Here is an 18,360-nt window from a genome sequence, read left to right as displayed (position 1 = left end):
ATAGAAGGAAGCCATGATGAACATTGTTATTCTAGATACAGGCTGCGCTAACCTTGCTTCTGTTACCTATGCCATCCGTCGCTTAGGTTATGAGCCAACAGTGAGTTTAGACGCGGATGTTGTTCAAGCAGCCGATAAGCTATTTCTACCAGGCGTGGGAACGGCAACCGCCGCAATGAAACAACTTGAACAACGACAATTAATTCCCTTGATTAATTCTCTTACCCAACCCGTATTAGGTATCTGTCTCGGCATGCAATTGCTGGCTCGCGTCGGTGAGGAAGGAGGTAACATCCCTCTATTGCAGCTCATTGACGCGCCTGTCAAAAAAATAATGGCTGCAAATCTGCCATTGCCACATATGGGCTGGAATCAAGTGCAAGCACAGACAGGTAATCCACTGTTTCGCCATATTGCAGATAATTCCCGTTTCTATTTTGTTCACAGTTATGCCCTGCCTGTCGGTGAATATACGATTGCCCAAACTGAATATGGCAATACATTTAGTAGCGCCATTGCAAAAAACAATTTCTTTGGAGTGCAATTCCATCCTGAACGCTCAGGGGCAGCAGGCGCACAGCTACTAAAAAACTTTTTGGAGATGTAATCGCATGATCATACCTGCATTAGATTTAATCGATGGCAATGTGGTGCGTTTGCATCAGGGAGATTATGACCAACGTCGGGATTATGGCAGCTCTCCGCTTTCTCGCTTACAGCAATATGAACAGGAAGGCGCTAAGTTACTGCATTTAGTCGATCTGACTGGTGCAAAAGATCCGGCCAAACGCCAAGTTGTCCTCTTAAAAGCGCTACTGGCAGGTGTTACTGTGCCCGTTCAAGTTGGCGGCGGAATTCGTTCAGAGGCAGATATAAAAACCCTGCTTGAAGCAGGTGCAAGCCGAGTTGTCATTGGTTCCACTGCAATTACACGGCCTGAATTAATCAAACAATGGTTGCAAAACTACGGGGCAGAGGCAATCGTGCTGGCACTGGACGTTCGTATCAATACAGATGGGATAAAACAAGTTGCTATTAGTGGTTGGCAAGAAAACAGCAACACTACCCTTGAGTATGTCATTGAACAGTACCTCCCTGTTGGACTCAAACATGTTTTATGTACCGATATTTCCCGTGATGGCACATTAAGCGGCTCTAATATCGCGCTCTATCAGGAAATCAGCCAGCAATATCCACAAATCCAATTTCAAGCCTCTGGCGGTATTGGCAATCTCACCGATATCTCTCCTCTTCCTGCTTCTGGTGTGACGGGTGTCATTGTTGGGCGCGCATTACTGGAAGGAAAATTTACCCTGACGGAGGCTATCCAATGTTGGCAAAACGCATAATTCCCTGTCTGGATGTCCGTGATGGACAAGTTGTCAAAGGCGTACAATTCCGTAACCATGAAATTATTGGTGATATTGTTCCTCTCGCACAGCGTTATGCCCAGGAGGGAGCTGATGAATTAGTCTTTTACGATATTACCGCTTCCTCCGATGGCCGTATGGTCGATAAAAGCTGGGTGGCAAAGGTCGCAGAAGTTATCGACATTCCTTTCTGCGTAGCCGGTGGTATTAAGACCGTCGAAGAAGCGGGACAAATTTTAACATTCGGTGCAGATAAAATTTCTATCAATTCCCCAGCCTTGACTGATCCAGGTTTAATTAACCGTCTGGCTGATCGCTACGGTGTGCAATGTGTCGTCGTGGGTATTGATACATGGTTTGATGAGAACACTAACAGTTATCAAGTTTACCAATTTACAGGGGATGAAAAGCGCACAACCGCAACACGCTGGCAAACATTGGATTGGATCAAAGAAGTTCAACAACGCGGTGCAGGTGAAATTGTCCTGAATATGATGAACCAGGATGGTGTCCGTAATGGTTATGATCTGACCCAACTGAAATTAGTACGTGATGTCTGTTCTGTACCATTAATTGCATCTGGAGGCGCTGGAATACCGGAACATTTCCTTGATGCTTTTCAATTGGCAAATGTTGATGGTGCTTTAGCTGCCTCGGTTTTTCACAAGCAGATCATTAATATCTGTGAACTTAAACAATATCTGGCTACACAGGGTGTCGAGGTTAGAACATGTTGACAGCACGACAATTAACCCCCCAAGAAATGGGGAAGCTGGATTGGCAAAAAGTGGATAATCTGATGCCCGTCATCGTCCAACATGCCACCTCAGGAACCGTGTTAATGATGGGTTATATGAATCAAGAAGCACTGAATGTGACACTTCATTCTGGCAAAGTCACTTTTTTTTCCCGTACTAAACAGCGGTTATGGACAAAAGGCGAAAGCTCCGGCCACTTTTTGAATCTGGTCGGTATCTATCCCGACTGTGACAACGATACCCTGCTAGCCTTAGTCGATCCTATTGGCCCCACCTGTCATACAGGCAGTGAAAGCTGTTTTGCTCCTGCACAAACTGAATGGGGTTTTCTCTATGAATTGGAACAATTACTGGCAAGCCGAAAAAATGCCTCGCCAGACAGTTCCTACACGGCTCGTTTATATGCCAGCGGAACAAAACGCATCGCCCAAAAAGTGGGCGAGGAAGGCGTCGAGACCGCACTAGCGGCAACAGTCAATGATAGGGAAGAATTGACTAACGAAGCCGCAGATTTGCTCTATCATCTGCTGGTTTTACTCCAGGATCAAAAGCTCGATCTTAGTTGTATTATTCGTCGATTGCGGGAGCGGCATTCAGCCAAGGAATAATTTTCGGCACAGGAATAACAGCTTCGAAAAATAACAGCCACTTCGCCAAGCTATATATACTAGCTATAATAAGAAGTGGCTTCTCGCTATCCTATTAGAGGATCCTATGTACTTTATTTAACAACCACAACCACCTGATGCGCTTATGGGAACCTCAACTGAAACGACAGAGTTATTTGAAGCTGTTCCTGTTCCACAATTAAAAATTCCATAATGCGTACGGCCTTCACCAATCACACTAAATAAGTTATGGTATCGACTTTGACAAATGATATCTGCCGTATTCCGACATATTGGCATCGCTTTCCCAGCTTCAAATACATGTTCTTGATCAAACATAAAGCGAACAGGAGCATCAGGAAGATTACCTTTGTATATGGCGACTTGACCATAATCTTCACAACTATCTTCCAGATCAATCTTGAATAACCTGAGAGTCATTGAGTACAGCCTTGCGCCCCCCAATTTTTCTTCAATAGGTTTGTTGCGAATAGTCTTTAGGTTGCTTGCAACAATTCGTATATCCCGAAAACCTGCCTCACGCGCTATTCGCACAAAGTCGCCATAATACAAGACATCACCAATACATTCGCCAATCAGCAACGGATCATTTTTCAACTCCTGGGAAAGTCTGCGATCAGAGAAAATATCAGCAAAATAAATTTCGCCGCCAGGTTTGAGCAACTGAGCAATTCCTTTAAGTACATCAGGTTTTGCAGTAGCTAGGTTAATGACACAATTGGAAACTATGACATCGATACTATTCGGCAGTAAATTAATTGGCGGTAAACTGAGTAAATCCAAAGACTCAATATTACCGTGTATAAAATGTACATTACTTTCATTATAGCCATAGGCTTCACGGTGGTATTCAACGTAGCTCTTGGCAAATTCAATTTGCTCAGGAGTAGCATCCACACCGATAACCTTCCCTTTTTCTCCTACCAACTTGGATAAAATGAAGCAATCTCTCCCGCCACCACAGCCTAAATCCAACACAGTTGCTCCAACCAGCAACGGGGGAAAAGGAGTGCCACAGCCATAAAAGCGCTGCTGCACATCTGGGTGGATTAACTTTAATAAAGCTTTGATCTCATCAGAAGGTGGTTTATCTACAGTGCAAACATTAGTTACCAGGTCTTCCTTGCTCGAAAGCGTTGTACCGTAGTAATTCTGTACATTTTCAACTCGCTGAAGCAATTGTTTTTCTTTGGTTTTCATCATTCTATTCTATAACCTCTAATAAAACCCAACCTTAGCTCTGACATAATTTTAATAACGATCGGCCTAATACGTTTATTTGATGAACATTCAGAAAAATAGTAAAGCCGTGTAACCTGCGATCATTGCCATAGCAAGAATAACAGCGACAAAGGCCGCCAAGAGTTTAAATGTGAATAGGGAGCGTAATAAAATCAGCTCAGTCAGGCTGGCGCCGGCACCACCGATAATTAATGCCAGAATCGCTCCGGCACTAACTCCTTTCGTCATCAAAGCTGCTGAAAGCGGTATCAATGCTTCGGCTCGAAGATACAGTGGTATTCCAATGACAGAAGCAACTGGGATTGCAAAAGGATTATCTGAACCAGCATATTTTTCAAGCAGACTAGTAGGAATATAGCCATAGATCACACTGCCTATTGCTATACCGATGAATAAATACGGAAGTACACTCTTAAAATCTGCCCAAGCTTCCTGCCACAAACCGCTATATCTACTTTTTGGACGAACCGCTTTAGTAGGTTGGCTATCGCAGCAACTTGTAGATTGCGTGGTCATCTGGGTAACAGAACAACAGGGAGCTGCCATTGATTCACAACTGTTTGACATTGCTGGCTTAACGTCGCAACTACTTCCAGAAACTCCGCAACCCGATGTCTCTTCGTGGCGTACATAACGTTCAAATCCTAATACTTGTAGCAACCATCCGGCACCCAATGAGACCAGAAAGGCAGATAGTACGTAAATGGCTGTTAGCGTCAGACCAAAAGTAGCAACAAACAATACAACGATGATGGGGTTCAATAGCGGAGAAGAAAATAAAAATACCATCATTGGACCAAAACCAGCTTTGGCGCGAATTAGCCCTTTCAACATAGGAATAGTCGAGCAACTACAGAAAGGAGTGATAGAACCGAGGGCAGCAGCCAGAAAATATCCCCTTTTCCGGTTAGCACTCAGTAACGCTTCTACCCTGGATGGAGGTATATGCTGCTGGAGAATACCAACCAACAAACTGATACCAATAAACAAGGCTGATAACTCTATGGCGAGGAAGACAAACATGTTTAGGGTTTCTTGTAATTGAGAAGACATACCAGATCCTTATATACCTATATTTCTAGTAATATGGAAATATTCAGGATGATAGATTGCCATTGCAATTCCTGTCAAGTATATTTCTAGAAACATAGAATTTTGGATTCAGAGACGCGTATGAAACACGAAGAAGTCGCAGCAAGTCTGGCGGAACTAGGGAATAGTCACCGATTAGCTATATTTCGCTTTTTAGTCAAGGCTGGTCATCAGGGAGCCTCGGTAGGGGAAATTCAGAAAGCTTTGGATATTCCTCCTTCGACACTGTCACATCATCTTAACCGTATGGTGAAGGTCGGACTAATCCGTCAAGCGAAACACAGCCGTACTATCGTATGTATACCTGATTATCAACACTTGGGAAATCTGATCAACTTCTTACAAGAAGAATGTTGCGTAGGGATTTAACTCGAACACTTCACCGAACAATCATATGGATCATGTAAAGCATAATGGTGATAGTAGAAGACGATATTTTCATCCGGTATATGGAGTAAAGCCACAGTAGGCCTGAAAGGAAGAACATAACATTTCATTAAGTATTTCAACCCACTGACAAATCCCGTAGAAAATAATAGGACTTGTCAGTGGATCATGATGTGAAGAACATTCAGTGCTTAAAAACCACTACTCAGTGAATCACATTGCTGCCTTAAAGATAGCAACGATTTCTTCATGTGATGCCTGAATGGGATTGGTGAAACCACAGGCATCTTTCAACGCATTAGTTGCTAATATTGGCAAATCTTCCTCTTTTACATGCAACGCAGACAAACCTGACGGAATATTCACATCTTTTGCCAATTCACTGATTGCATGGATACAAGCTTCAGCACCTTGCGTATCGTTTAAAGCACCAACCTCAACGCCCATAGCCGCCGCAATATCGCTCAGACGAGCAGCAGAAACTTTTGCATTGAATCTCTGTACATGTGGCAATAAAACCGCATTGCAGACCCCGTGTGGCAAATCATAAAATCCCCCTAACTGGTGTGCCATAGCATGGACATATCCCAAAGAGGCATTATTGAATGCCATGCCAGCCAAGAACTGGGCATAAGCCATATTCTCACGCGCTTCCATATCATTGCCATCTTCGACCGCACGGCGTAAATAATGGCTAATCATTGTCACCGCTTTCAACGCGCAGGCATCCGTGATAGGGTTTGCCGCCGTAGAGACATAAGCCTCAATCGCATGCGTCAATGCATCCATTCCTGTTGCGGCAGTCAATCCTTTTGGCATCCCTGCCATCAATGCAGGATCATTGACTGACAAAATGGGCGTTACATTTTTATCCACAATGGCCATTTTGATATGACGTTCAACATCTGTAATAATACAGAAGCGTGTCATTTCAGAAGCTGTTCCCGCAGTGGTATTGATGGCAATCAAAGGGAGTTGTGGTTTAGCCGAACGATCAACTCCTTCATAATCACGAATATCTCCGCCATTAGCGGCCACCAGCGCGATACCTTTTGCACAATCATGCGGTGAACCACCACCTAAAGAGATCACACAATCACAGTTATGCTGGCGCAGAATTTCCAAACCTTCCCCAACATTAATCGTAGTTGGATTTGGATTTGTTCCAGCATAAATTGCACTTTTTATCCCAACATCGGCCAGCAAAGCCTGAACGTTTCCAACAACACCAATCTCGTTTAACACGCGGTCAGTGACAATCAAAGCCTGTCTGTGGCCGTAGTTTTTCATTAATTCGACGGCTTCAGTCATGCACCCCATACCGATTTTATTCACTGGAGGGATAAAGAAAGTTGATGCTGCCATTTGAAACTCCTTAGATTTTACTGAAGTATTCCAAATCTTAGTGTAAGAAACTGGAATTACAATGTGGCACTTATCTACCTCAGTAATTTTGACCAGAATCAATAATTGCTGATGCAAGACGGAAAAAAATAGGTATTAATTTTTACTTTGAGTTTATGCAGGAGAATATTTTGCTAAAAAACGACATCTTTGAACGCCTCACTGCCCTATTAGACAACAACAATGCCCGCTATCAAGTTATGAAACACGCTACTGGCGGCCGATCCGCTTTTATTTGAACGCTATGAGGAATTGGTATTTAATGCAGGTAGTCTGGAGCGTTCGATTATTTTGAATACAGCAGATTACCGTCGCATCGCTATACCAGAATTAATTACCTTTCGGAAAAGAATCGATTAAATCGAGCCTTAAGAAAATGCCCAATAAATTAAAGATAACTTAAATTTTGCTATAATTTAACCAAACGAAAATGGGTGATTATTATATGAATAATATTTTTGTTCTGGTAATACTCAGCCTTGCTATCCTCAGCCTCGCTCTGTTTCTTTATTTCCACGATGCCGAGATAGCACACTGGTTGGAGAAATTTGCCCAACGATTACTTAAGTGGCAACTGCCAAATTGATACTTTACTTTTACTTCACGTCATTTCACAAAAAAGGTGCTGAAAACTCAGCACCTGATTTTGGAAATATTTTATATTTTATAAAGATATTTAATGATTAGTCCAACCATTCAGTGTGGAAAACACCTTCTTTATCAGTACGCTTGTAAGTGTGCGCACCAAAGTAATCACGCTGTGCCTGAATCAGGTTAGCCGGCAATACCGCAGAACGATAGCTGTCGTAATAGGAGATTGCAGCAGAGAATGTTGGTGTTGGGATACCATTCTGCACACCGTAAGCAATAACATCACGCAGAGCTTGCTGATATTCATCTGCGATTTGTTTGAAGTAAGGCGCTAAAAGCAGGTTAGCGATAGCGGAGTTTTCATTGTATGCATCGGTGATTTTTTGCAGGAATTGCGCTCGAATAATACAACCCGCACGGAAGATCTTGGCAATTTCACCATAGTTCAGATCCCAGTTGTACTCATCCGATGCCGCTTTCAACTGCTGGAAGCCTTGCGCATAAGAAACAATCTTACCCAAATACAGAGCACGGCGAACTTTCTCGATAAATTCAGCCTTATCTCCATTGAACGGTTGAACTTCTGGGCCTGACAAAACTTTGGATGCTGCTACGCGCTGATCTTTCAGGGAAGAGAGATAGCGTGCAAAGACAGATTCCGTGATAAGTGTGACCGGAATACCCAGATCCAACGAGCTTTGGCTAGTCCACTTACCGGTGCCTTTGTTGGCCGCTTCATCCAGAATCACGTCAACCAGATATTTCCCGTCTTCATCTTGCTTACGGAAAATGTCGGCAGTAATTTCGATCAAATAACTGCTTAGTTCACCTTGGTTCCAATCGCTGAATACGTCAGCCAATTCTTGATTGCTCAGGTTCAGTGCGCTTTTCAACAGAGAATAGGCTTCTGCAATGAGCTGCATATCACCATATTCAATGCCATTGTGAACCATCTTCACATAATGACCTGCACCATCTGCCCCGATGTAAGTCACACAAGGTTCGCCATCCACTTGGGCTGCAATCTCTTTCAGAATTGGAGCCACCAATTCATAAGCCTCTTTCTGACCACCCGGCATAATTGAAGGGCCTTTCAGTGCGCCTTCTTCACCACCAGACACTCCCGTACCGATAAAATTAAAACCTTGAGCAGACAACTCACGGTTACGGCGAATAGTATCTTGAAAATAGGTGTTGCCACCATCGATCAGAATGTCACCCTTATCCAAATGTGGTGTCAGTGATGCAATAGTTTTATCCGTAGCTTCACCCGCTTTAACCATCAACAGAATACGACGTGGCTTTTCCAGCGAATCGACAAACTCTTCAATGGAATAACTTGGAACTAATTTTTTCCCTGGATTTTCAGCAATAACTTCGTCTGTTTTATCGCTGGAGCGGTTAAAAATAGATACAGAGTAACCACGGCTTTCAATATTCAACGCCAGGTTGCGCCCCATTACCGCCATACCGACAACACCGATCTGCTGTTTGGACATGAATAACTCCCGTCTAATAATGACTACCACCACCCACCCAAGATGCTATACGTCATACCAAATGTAATGCATACCGTATGCAACAAAACAGAGCGGGCAATTTGTTAATGAAGTCACATGTTAACTCAGGAATGGCCATTGACGGTAGTTATTGATGCAATCGATATCGGCGTGACGTTTTTTTGCTGAAAAAATTTCCAACTGAGACAAATCAACTATTGATATTTCGCATTTCAATACGCATTATTTAATGGTCGGCAAATGCCGTCCCACTAAAAGGCAAAATAAATTATATGGAATGGATCGCTGATCCGACGATATGGGCAGGTCTGGCCACACTTATCGTTTTAGAAATTGTTCTCGGAATAGACAACTTAATATTCATCGCCATTCTGGCAGATAAACTACCTGAAAAAGAGAGAGATAAAGCTCGCCTGACAGGGCTTTCCTGCGCCCTTCTCATGAGGATATTGCTGCTATTCAGCTTATCCTGGCTCATTTCCCTGACTAATCCATTGGTTACTTTGTGGGAGCACCCTTTCAGTGCCCGTGATTTAATTATGTTGATAGGGGGGATCTTCTTGCTGTTCAAAGCAACAATGGAATTGAATGAACGGTTAGAAGGAAAAGCTTTGCATACTAGCCAACAGCGTAAAGGAGCCAGCTTCTGGGCGGTTGTTGTGCAAATTATCGTCTTAGATGCGGTATTCTCTCTGGATTCTGTTATCACCGCCGTAGGCATGGTCAACCATATTGGTATCATGATTGCGGCTGTAACTATTGCCATGATCCTGATGATATGGGCCAGCAAACCACTGACAAAATTTGTCAATGCACATCCCACCATCGTGATCCTGTGTCTCAGTTTCTTGCTAATGATCGGCTTTAGCCTGGTTGCAGAAGGCTTTGGCTATCATATTCCGAAAGGCTATCTCTATGCGGCCATCGGCTTCTCCATCATGATTGAAGCACTGAACCAGTTCGCTCAGTTCAATCGCCGCAAGTTCTTGAGCGCTTCCCGCTCCCTGCGCGAAAGAACCGCAGAAGCTGTTCTTCACATTTTAAATGGCAAACGTGAAAACGCTGCGTTGGATAACCATGCTTCTGATCTCATTGCAGATCATACAGATAACAAAGAAATCTTTGAGCCTCAGGAACGCCAGATGATTGCCCGCGTTCTCAGCATGGCACAACGTACCGTCAGTAGCATCATGACTTCACGCCATGATGTAATTTATCTAGATATCCATTCCCCGACGGAAAAATTGACTACCTTACTGGAACAAAAGCCACATACGCGAATTGTAGTCACAGATGAACAGAGTGGTGACGAACCACTTGGCGTGGTACATGTGATTGATATCCTTAATCAACAACTGACTCATAATACTTTCGATTTAAAGGAGTTAGTCCAGCAACCGCTGATTTTCCCAGAATCGCTCTCTTTACTACAGGCGCTGGAGCAGTTCCGTAAAGCGCAAACGCATTTTGCCTTTGTTGTCGATGAATTCGGTTCTGTCGAAGGGGTGGTTACGGTCACCGATGTGATGGAAACCATTACAGGTAATCTTCCTGTAGGTAGCGGAGAGATCGATGCTCGCCATGATATTCAGGTCATGGAAGAGGGATATTGGATCGCCAATGGATTTATGCCACTGGAAGATTTGGTGCTTTATGTGCCGCTGCCATTGGATGAAAAACGGGAATACCAGACACTAGCGGGCTTGTTGATGGAACATCTGCAACACATTCCACAGCAAGGCGAACAATTAAAGATCAGTGACTACCTGTTTGAAGCGTTAGAAATCACCAGCCACCGCATCAATAAAGTGAAAATAACCCCACTGACCGTTGAAGAAACGGCAGAAATATAACCCACAATATTAAAACGATATCACTTACTGAGAAAAAACCGGCATAAGGCCGGTTTTTTTTATTCCTATAAGGTTTATTGGTTTCATTTAGTTTTTAAAGCATTTGTGCATTATTACCTTTGCGTACAATAACCCCGTTCAATGGTAGTTAGAGGAGATGGTAGTTAGAGGAGATGGTAGTTAGAGGAGATGGTAGTTAGAGGAGATGGTAGTGAACCTATGGGAAGTCTCATACATCCGAGATCGGCGGAGTGACTTACTTATACCCACTTCTACAAAATCAAACTGCCCACTACTTTGCCAAATGACATCATTTCATGCCAGGCAAGTGTTGCCGGAGATAATTTTGATGCTCAACGCCCCAGTTTTCTGATTGATGTCAAAACACAACGAGTCAATTCAAACGGAGATGGTTTGTCGAAAGATACCTTAACAATATCTGTCACGACGCCTCAAGGTTGGACTCCGATCTTCTATTATCAGGTGGTAGGGTATTAATAGATACAGTAAGTTCAACCCTAATCTGTTATTTTAAAATGAAATAGTTTCGTTATGACCCTCAGTAACTCAGGTGATCGCCAAAGCGATCACCTATTTTTATTCAGTAGATCTTCCAGCGCCTTAATGTTTTCATTGCTGCTGTTATTTTCGATCCAATCTTTGATCGATTTTTTGGCCTTCTGCTGTAATTCATCGCGCAACATGGATTCTACATTCAACTCATATTGCAGCTTATTCCAGTCACCATAAACCCGCAGGGGGATTTTTAACTGCGCCAAATGACGTACAAACTCGTTCTGCTTGCCCCATCCACTGGTTAATTGCACCCATAATGAAACATCGGTGTTTTGTTTCAGTAAATTAGCTTTCCCCAGCCCTTTAATATTGAACCTGCCTGAAGTGGCCGCAAGTTCACTGATTTTAATCTCACCGCGCTCCAGTTGTGCTTTTACCGACATGCTCTTAGCTTCAGTGAAATCATCTGTATTTGTAGGTTGGCTGACTTGATCTGTTGCCCGTGCAAAAGATTGTTGAATAAGCTGAGGAATATTCAATCCTTCCAACCGCGCGTTTTTTAAATCGATATGCAAATCACCTTGCCAATAGTGAGAAATAGCATACTCGTCATAACCTTCTCCCAAAAGATCACCATCGACATTAAGCTGACCGCTGAATATCGATGGTAATGCCAATGCAGTTAATAAAGGTTGTATCTCAATCCGTTGTAAGAGCGGCTTCGTGTGCAGTTTTGCAGGAATAACCGTGGCATCAATTGACGTCGGTAGCGTAAAATATCCACCAAACACATTACCACTTAATTTTGTGATTTCCGTCAGGCCATTGTTATTACTCGCTTGCAGGCCAAAATGGTCAATATCCATGCCCTGATAAATGAATTTATCTGCCGTGAATGAGATATCAGCATCAAACCCTTGCAAAAAGGTAAGGTCATAGTTAGACAATGCCGAAACCGAGGTTGCAATCACCGGTTTTAAGGAATTATTTTCAACCCGATAATCATGTTTTACCTGAGGCGTATTTTTCGGTAAAACACCCCATCCCAACAGGTTATCCAGATTGAATTTTGGTGAACTCAGATTGATGGAATATCGCGGCTTATCTTGCAAAGCGGCAGTAATATTTCCTTTAAGTTCATTTCCATCATTCACCGTCAATGCCATTTTTTGCAGCGCAATTGATTCAGGTGCAGCCTGATATTTCACTATGGCACTCCCCGTTCCTTGAATACCCGTAGACGGTAACCCAATTCCCCGAAATTGGTATTCAAAGGAATTAATGTCGGCCGATAGCTGCTGAGGATAATCAGAGATATCTATCGAAGAATTGAGTTCAAATGACAGCTCTTGCTGGTTTTTATTGATTTTACTGCGGAGGCTAAAGTTAACGTGATTTTGATCACTTCGCTCCAACAATAAATTGAGATCACGGACATTTACTTGAGAATGCGCGTTAGTTTGCCAGATCAGTAAACTGTCCGCTAACCTGATCCTGGCAATATCCAGTTTCCAGGCCTGACTTCCCGTGACAATGGGATAATGAATATCGCTTTCCGGCGCAATTGGGGCTTCTGGCTGCTTTTGTGGCCGGCTATCCGGCGTAAGCCGCAAAACAGCCCCTTTCAGCATCACTTCTTTTATTGAGAGTTGATGAGACAGCAGTGGCAGCAACTCTACGTCCAGACGCATATTTTCTGCCACAATCGCCGGCACCTTGGCATTTTCGGCAGTCAAAGAAATCTCACCGGTCAGAATGCTTAACCTTGGCCAAACATGCCAACGCAAGTCATCCTGTAACACGAGCTGGTAACCACTCTTCTTTTGTACTTGTTTGACGATGTAGCCACGAAAATCATTTGGGTTTACCAGCATAACCAATGTCGTTAAGCCAGCAACAATGACTACCAGCAAAATAATGAGTGTCGTCAACAATCTTTTCATGACTTCCCCAGTCCCATGCTCACAAGAAGACTATTTTTCACCAGAAAGCCTTACCAGAAAAGGTTAATCCTCACTGATTCGGCTACCTACGGCTCCCTGCTGATTTTTATATTTAGCATCCTGACGTCGGTTATAAGGCCGATCAGCAGAGCCAGAAAGCGGTTCAAAGCTTAATGCACCTATCACCATCCCAGGACGCAAGGCTAAAGGCAGTTTGCCTGAATTATAGAACTCCAGAACAATTTGCCCTTGCCAGCCAGGATCAATGCGATGGGCAGTAACATGAACCATCAAGCCAAGACGCGCCAAAGATGAACGGCCATCCAACCAACCGACCAAATTATCAGGCAGTGTGACAGATTCCAACGTTACTGCCAAAGCCAATTCGCCAGGATGGAGGAAAAATGCTTCTTCATCCGATAAAGTAATTTCATCGCTCATGACACGATCAAGTGCCGCATTGACCTCCGCCTTAGGACCACTCAAATCAATATAGGCGGCAGTATGACCACGAAAAACGCGAAACTGATTCCCAAGGCGCACATCAGCAGTTGCCCCATTAATGCGTTCAACAGGGGGACGAGGGGTAATTACCAACTTACCTTCATCTAGCCATTTAATAATGTCACGGTCACAGAGTCGCATTATTTCCTCTCAAATACGATGATGCTTATGAATACCTGAACAACAGATTATTCGCAAAATTGGCCAATCTTGGCTTTTAAGATATCGATGGCTACGCGGTTTTTCCCACCACGAGGCACAATAATATCGGCATATTGTTTCGATGGTTCGATAAATTGCAAGAACATTGGGCGCACGGTTTTTTTGTATTGTTCCATCACGGAATCCAATGAACGGCCGCGTTCATTCACATCACGTTTGATACGGCGCATCAAACAGATATCCAGTGGCGTATCGACAAAAATGGAGAAATCCAGTTCCTGGCGTAAACGCTTATCTGTTAATAGTAGAATACCTTCGAGGATAATAACTCTTTTCGGTTCAAAATGAGTGGATTCGGGTTTGCGGGTGTGCTCAACGTAGTCATATTGTGGCAATTCGATGGATTTTCCGGCTTTTAATGCCTGAAGATGTTCGAATAGTAAATTGTGATCCATTGAATTTGGGTGATCATAATTAACTTTATAACGCTCTTCCATCGGGGTGTTAGTTTGGTCTTTATAATAGCAATCTTCTGGAATAACGCCGATATTGTGATCACCAACTTGATCCCGTAATTCTCGATAAAGTGTGCTGGCAATAAGGCTTTTGCCTGAGGCGGAGGCACCTGAAATACCTACGATTGTACACTTATGTGCTTCATCAGCCATACTAAAAATAACCTGGTTAAAAAAGAAAAAAATAAAGTAGAAATATGGTATTCGCTAACACCATGTTTGGCGGATTATAGGGAGTTAATGACTTCTATTCCAGAGTAAACAAGATAAGTCTCGTTTTTTTTGCTATGTTTCGGGCAAAAATTCCGCAATTTTATGCATCTAGTGGGAAATATCCCATAAATAATTTTCACATAAATGCGCAATGGCTCTCTGGTGATTGAGATGTCATGTTGTGGTAAAAAATAGAGAAAACATTGAGCCTTGATCAATGACTCGATATCAGCAGAGCCATTGATCAACATTTCCTACACAACCGCGGTTACTACGGTTAAATTCATTAATCAAACTGCTCGGAAAGAAATTTCAGTTGGAATTTTTTCGCCTTGCCAATACATCTTCGCAGAAATATTGGCTGCAATTTCACGATAAATATCTGCAAATTCACTGTCAGGCTGGCTGCTTACCGTTGGTTCACCACGATCGAGATCTTCACGTAGTGAAATATGCAGCGGGATCTGCCCCAGTAATTGGCAATGATATTTTTCTGCCAGTTTTGCCGCCCCACCCGTGCCGAAAATGGGTTCATGATGACCGCAATTACTGCAAATATGGGTACTCATGTTCTCAATAATGCCCAACACGGGCACATTGACTTTCTGGAACATGACGATGCCTTTCATCGCATCGATCAGAGCAATATCTTGCGGTGTTGTGATAACTAACGCCCCTGTCACCGGAATATTTTGGGAAAGCGTTAGCTGAATATCGCCTGTCCCTGGCGGCATATCAATCACCAGATAATCCAGATCAGGCCACAGCGTATCTTGCAGCATTTGCATCAAGGCCTTACTTGCCATCGGGCCACGCCATACCATCGCGTTATCATCGGTAACAAGGTAGCCAATGGAGTTGGTTGCCATGCTGTGAACCATAATTGGCGCCATATGCTGTCCATCAGGGGAAGTCGGGCGCTCTTTGGCTGTACCAAGCATATTGGGGATGGATGGGCCATAAATATCTGCATCCAAAATTCCCACTTTTGCGCCTTCCTGTGCCAACGCCAGCGCCAGATTTACCGCTGTGCTGGATTTCCCTACGCCGCCTTTTCCTGAACTGACTGCCACGATATTGCGCACGCCATTAACACCAGGCTGATTATTGGCTCGGCGCAATGTGCTGATATTGTGGGTCAATCTCCATTCAACGGATTTTGCTCCCGTCGCAGATTGCAAAGGTTGGGTAGTTTCTTTCTTTAAGATTTCAAAGGCGCGTTTCCAGACAAACGGCATGGTTAATTCAATATGCAGTATCCCATCCAGCATAGCGCAATGATGCAATGCTTTCAGGGCAATCAAATCTTGTTCTAAAGTCGGATGTTTGAATGTCGTTAATATCTTTACAACATGTTCTTTCAGCAGGTCAAGATTGGTCTGCTCAGGGGACTGTGAGTTCATCCCGGCTCCTTTTGATTTATCTTTTTCAACCTAAAACTGTTTTGGTCATCATAACAGAAGCTAACCACTTCAGATAAAGGCAACGCGTAAAAGTGATGAAGATCTTGCGTTACCCTAGCGGCAACGCTCCTTATCAGGTAACATCAAAAACCCTTTTCACTTTACAGAAGTCAGATCCTAACTATGTCTCAAGTCGCGAACAAATTATTGGTGACCTGTGCGTTACCTTATGCTAACGGTCCAATTCATCTCGGTCATATTCTGGAACACATTCAGGCTGATATTTGGGTTCGTTATCATCGAATGCGCGGCAAAGAGGTTCACTTTGTCTGTGCCGATGATGCCCACGGTACACCAATTATGCTGAAAGCCCAGCAGAGTGGTATCTCTCCAGAAGAGATGATTGCCAAGGTGAGCCTAGAGCATCAGCAGGATTTTGCCGGTTTTGCCATTAGCTATGATAATTATCACTCTACACACAGCGAAGAGAACAGAGCGCTTGCCTCCAAAATTTATCTGGAACTGAAAAAGAACGGTTACATTAAAAATCGGACGATTTCTCAGTTGTACGATCCAGAAAAAGGTATGTTCCTGCCAGACCGTTTCGTCAAAGGCTCCTGCCCGAAATGTAAGGCAGAAGATCAGTATGGCGATAACTGTGAAGTCTGCGGAACCACCTATTCTCCGACAGAATTGCTTAATCCTCGTTCTGTTGTTTCTGGGGCAACGCCAGAAATGCGTGATACAGAGCATTTCTTCTTCGATCTGCCTGCGTTCAGCGATATGCTGCAAAAATGGACACGTTCTGGCACCTTGCAGGAGCAAGTGGCAAATAAAATGCAGGAGTGGTTCGAAGCTGGGCTGCAACAATGGGATATTACCCGTGATGCGCCTTATTTTGGCTTTGAGATCCCCGATCAGCCAGGTAAATATTTCTATGTCTGGCTGGATGCTCCAATTGGCTATATGGGCGCGTTCCAAAATCTGTGTGATAAACGTAATGACCTGAATTTTGATGAGTTCTGGGAGAAAGATTCTAAAGCTGATCTCTACCATTTTATTGGCAAAGATATCGTTTATTTCCACAGTCTGTTCTGGCCTGCCATGCTGGAAGGCTGTAATTATCGTAAGCCAACCAATCTGTTCGTCCACGGTTACATCACGGTTAACGGCACTAAGATGTCCAAATCTCGTGGCACTTTCATCAAGGCGAGTACTTATCTGAAACACCTTGATGCAGACTGTCTGCGCTATTACTACGCGGCAAAACTCTCTTCCCGCATTGACGATATTGATCTGAATCTGGAAGATTTTGTTCAGCGTGTAAACAGCGATATCGTTAATAAAGTGGTTAACCTTGCTTCACGTAATGCGGGCTTTATCAATAAGCGCTTTGGGGGCAAACTGGCAGACCAACTCGCTGATCCTGCGCTATACCAGAAGTTTGTCGGAGCTGCACAGGGTATTGCAGAAGACTTTACCAACCGTGAATTCGGCAAGGCAATCCGTGAAATTATGGCACTGGCCGATCTGGCTAACCGCTATGTTGATGAGCAAGCACCGTGGGTTGTGGCGAAACAAGAAGGCCGTGATGCTGATCTGCAAGCCATCTGCTCAATGGGAATTAACCTGTTCCGCGTGCTGATGACTTACCTGAAACCTGTTCTTCCAGGTTTAGCCGCACGAACAGAAGCCTTCCTGAATACTGAACTGACCTGGGACAGCATCCCGCAACCGCTGTTAAACCATGATGTTTCACCATTCAAGGCGCTATTCAACCGCATCGAAATGGCTAAAGTTGAAGCAATGGTTGTTGATTCGAAAGAGAGCATCGAACCACAAAAAACCGTAACAGGCCCACTAGCGGATGATCCAATTCAGGACACTATTGCATTTGATGATTTTGCCAAGGTTGACTTGCGAATTGCTCTAATCAAACAGGCTGATTTTGTCGAAGGTTCAGATAAGTTACTGAAACTAACCCTTGATCTCGGTGGTGAGACTCGCCAGGTTTTCTCTGGTATTCGTTCAGCCTATCCTGATCCCAAGACGTTGGAAAATCGTCTGACTGTGATGGTTGCCAACCTTGCTCCACGCAAAATGCGCTTCGGTATGTCAGAAGGCATGGTGATGGCGGCTGGCCCTGGTGGAAAAGATATTTTCTTGCTAAGCCCAGATAGTGGCGCCCAACCAGGTATGCAGGTTAAATGATAGTTACGTATCTTTGATAAATATTTTAATTATCAATTAGATAATAA

General features: G+C 43.7%; 16 protein-coding genes and 1 pseudogene. 9 read left to right on the top strand and 8 right to left on the bottom strand.

The genetic code is table 11. From position 1 onward, the window contains the following. The first annotated feature begins 16 nt into the window (after positions 1-16). Genes hisH through hisIE form a run of 4 tightly spaced genes read left to right on the top strand, consistent with a single transcriptional unit; the run spans position 17 to position 2,736 of the window. On the top strand, positions 17-607 hold the full coding sequence (hisH, locus tag Xedl_RS40475; protein ID WP_074022474.1) for an imidazole glycerol phosphate synthase subunit HisH: 591 nt from the start codon (positions 17-19) through the stop codon (positions 605-607). 4 nt (positions 608-611) lie between these two features. Next, a complete protein-coding gene (gene hisA, locus Xedl_RS40470) occupies positions 612-1,349 on the top strand; it encodes a 1-(5-phosphoribosyl)-5-[(5-phosphoribosylamino)methylideneamino]imidazole-4-carboxamide isomerase (RefSeq protein WP_074022473.1) in 738 nt (245 codons plus the stop codon). Further along, a complete protein-coding gene (gene hisF, locus Xedl_RS40465) occupies positions 1,331-2,107 on the top strand; it encodes an imidazole glycerol phosphate synthase subunit HisF (protein WP_074022472.1) in 777 nt (258 codons plus the stop codon). The genes hisA and hisF overlap by 19 nt, the downstream gene beginning before the upstream one ends. Continuing rightward, positions 2,101-2,736 carry a bifunctional phosphoribosyl-AMP cyclohydrolase/phosphoribosyl-ATP diphosphatase HisIE gene (hisIE, locus tag Xedl_RS40460; protein WP_074022471.1) on the top strand — a complete coding sequence of 212 codons (636 nt, stop codon included), beginning with the start codon at positions 2,101-2,103 and terminating at the stop codon, positions 2,734-2,736. Before hisF ends, hisIE begins: the two co-directional genes overlap by 7 nt. Positions 2,737-2,853: 117 nt before the next feature. Here the strand turns inward: hisIE and Xedl_RS40455 are convergent, their stop codons facing one another. Both Xedl_RS40455 and Xedl_RS40450 read right to left on the bottom strand, forming a co-directional pair. Then, positions 2,854-3,960 carry a methyltransferase domain-containing protein gene (locus tag Xedl_RS40455; RefSeq protein ID WP_244149655.1) on the bottom strand — a complete coding sequence of 369 codons (1,107 nt, stop codon included), beginning with the start codon at positions 3,958-3,960 and terminating at the stop codon, positions 2,854-2,856. An 87-nt stretch (positions 3,961-4,047) separates the two neighbouring features. Then, positions 4,048-5,052 (bottom strand): permease, encoded by a 1,005-nt coding sequence (locus Xedl_RS40450; protein ID WP_074022470.1) that lies wholly within the window; start codon positions 5,050-5,052, stop codon positions 4,048-4,050. Positions 5,053-5,172: 120 nt separating this feature from the next. Between Xedl_RS40450 and Xedl_RS40445 the strand changes: the two genes are divergently transcribed. Then, complete coding sequence (locus Xedl_RS40445) at positions 5,173-5,460, top strand: ArsR/SmtB family transcription factor (RefSeq protein WP_074022469.1); 288 nt, start codon at positions 5,173-5,175, stop codon at positions 5,458-5,460. A gap of 231 nt (positions 5,461-5,691) precedes the next feature. Here Xedl_RS40445 and yiaY read toward each other — a convergent pair whose 3' ends face one another. Further along, positions 5,692-6,843, bottom strand: coding sequence for an L-threonine dehydrogenase (gene yiaY / locus Xedl_RS40440; RefSeq protein WP_074022468.1), 1,152 nt, complete (start codon positions 6,841-6,843; stop codon positions 5,692-5,694). A 252-nt stretch (positions 6,844-7,095) separates the two neighbouring features. On the opposite strand from yiaY, the pseudogene Xedl_RS40435 reads away from it, so the two are divergent. After that, positions 7,096-7,242: pseudogene (locus Xedl_RS40435) on the top strand (YbaK/prolyl-tRNA synthetase associated domain-containing protein); the annotation flags it as partial. 85 nt (positions 7,243-7,327) lie between these two features. Beyond that, positions 7,328-7,468: a hypothetical protein gene (locus tag Xedl_RS40430; RefSeq protein WP_167366711.1), complete on the top strand. Its 141-nt coding sequence runs from the start codon at positions 7,328-7,330 to the stop codon at positions 7,466-7,468. Between the two features lie 97 nt (positions 7,469-7,565). On the opposite strand, the gene gndA is transcribed toward Xedl_RS40430, so the two are convergent. Beyond that, positions 7,566-8,972 (bottom strand): NADP-dependent phosphogluconate dehydrogenase, encoded by a 1,407-nt coding sequence (gene gndA, locus Xedl_RS40425; RefSeq protein ID WP_074022467.1) that lies wholly within the window; start codon positions 8,970-8,972, stop codon positions 7,566-7,568. A gap of 293 nt (positions 8,973-9,265) precedes the next feature. On the opposite strand from gndA, the gene Xedl_RS40420 reads away from it, so the two are divergent. Next, positions 9,266-10,846, top strand: coding sequence for a TerC family protein (locus Xedl_RS40420; protein ID WP_074022466.1), 1,581 nt, complete (start codon positions 9,266-9,268; stop codon positions 10,844-10,846). Between the two features lie 587 nt (positions 10,847-11,433). Here Xedl_RS40420 and asmA read toward each other — a convergent pair. The 4 genes from asmA to apbC all read right to left on the bottom strand — a co-directional run bounded on the left by asmA (position 11,434) and on the right by apbC (position 16,102). Next, positions 11,434-13,305 carry an outer membrane assembly protein AsmA gene (asmA, locus tag Xedl_RS40415; RefSeq protein ID WP_074022465.1) on the bottom strand — a complete coding sequence of 624 codons (1,872 nt, stop codon included), beginning with the start codon at positions 13,303-13,305 and terminating at the stop codon, positions 11,434-11,436. Positions 13,306-13,368: 63 nt separating this feature from the next. Continuing rightward, positions 13,369-13,950 carry a dCTP deaminase gene (gene dcd, locus Xedl_RS40410; RefSeq protein ID WP_074022464.1) on the bottom strand — a complete coding sequence of 194 codons (582 nt, stop codon included), beginning with the start codon at positions 13,948-13,950 and terminating at the stop codon, positions 13,369-13,371. A gap of 47 nt (positions 13,951-13,997) precedes the next feature. After that, the gene (udk, locus tag Xedl_RS40405) at positions 13,998-14,639 is read right to left on the bottom strand and encodes a uridine kinase (protein WP_074022463.1); all 642 of its coding nucleotides are present in this window, start codon (positions 14,637-14,639) and stop codon (positions 13,998-14,000) included. A 350-nt stretch (positions 14,640-14,989) separates the two neighbouring features. Next, the gene (apbC, locus tag Xedl_RS40400; RefSeq protein WP_074022462.1) at positions 14,990-16,102 is read right to left on the bottom strand and encodes an iron-sulfur cluster carrier protein ApbC; all 1,113 of its coding nucleotides are present in this window, start codon (positions 16,100-16,102) and stop codon (positions 14,990-14,992) included. 183 nt (positions 16,103-16,285) lie between these two features. Between apbC and metG the strand changes: the two genes are divergently transcribed. Further along, positions 16,286-18,313: a methionine--tRNA ligase gene (gene metG / locus Xedl_RS40395; protein WP_074022461.1), complete on the top strand. Its 2,028-nt coding sequence runs from the start codon at positions 16,286-16,288 to the stop codon at positions 18,311-18,313. The last annotated feature ends 47 nt before the right edge of the window (positions 18,314-18,360 follow it).

Source organism: Xenorhabdus eapokensis, assembly GCF_001908105.1.
The sequence above is the reverse complement of the archived record's forward strand: the minus strand, read 5'-3'. Positions and strand labels throughout refer to the sequence as shown.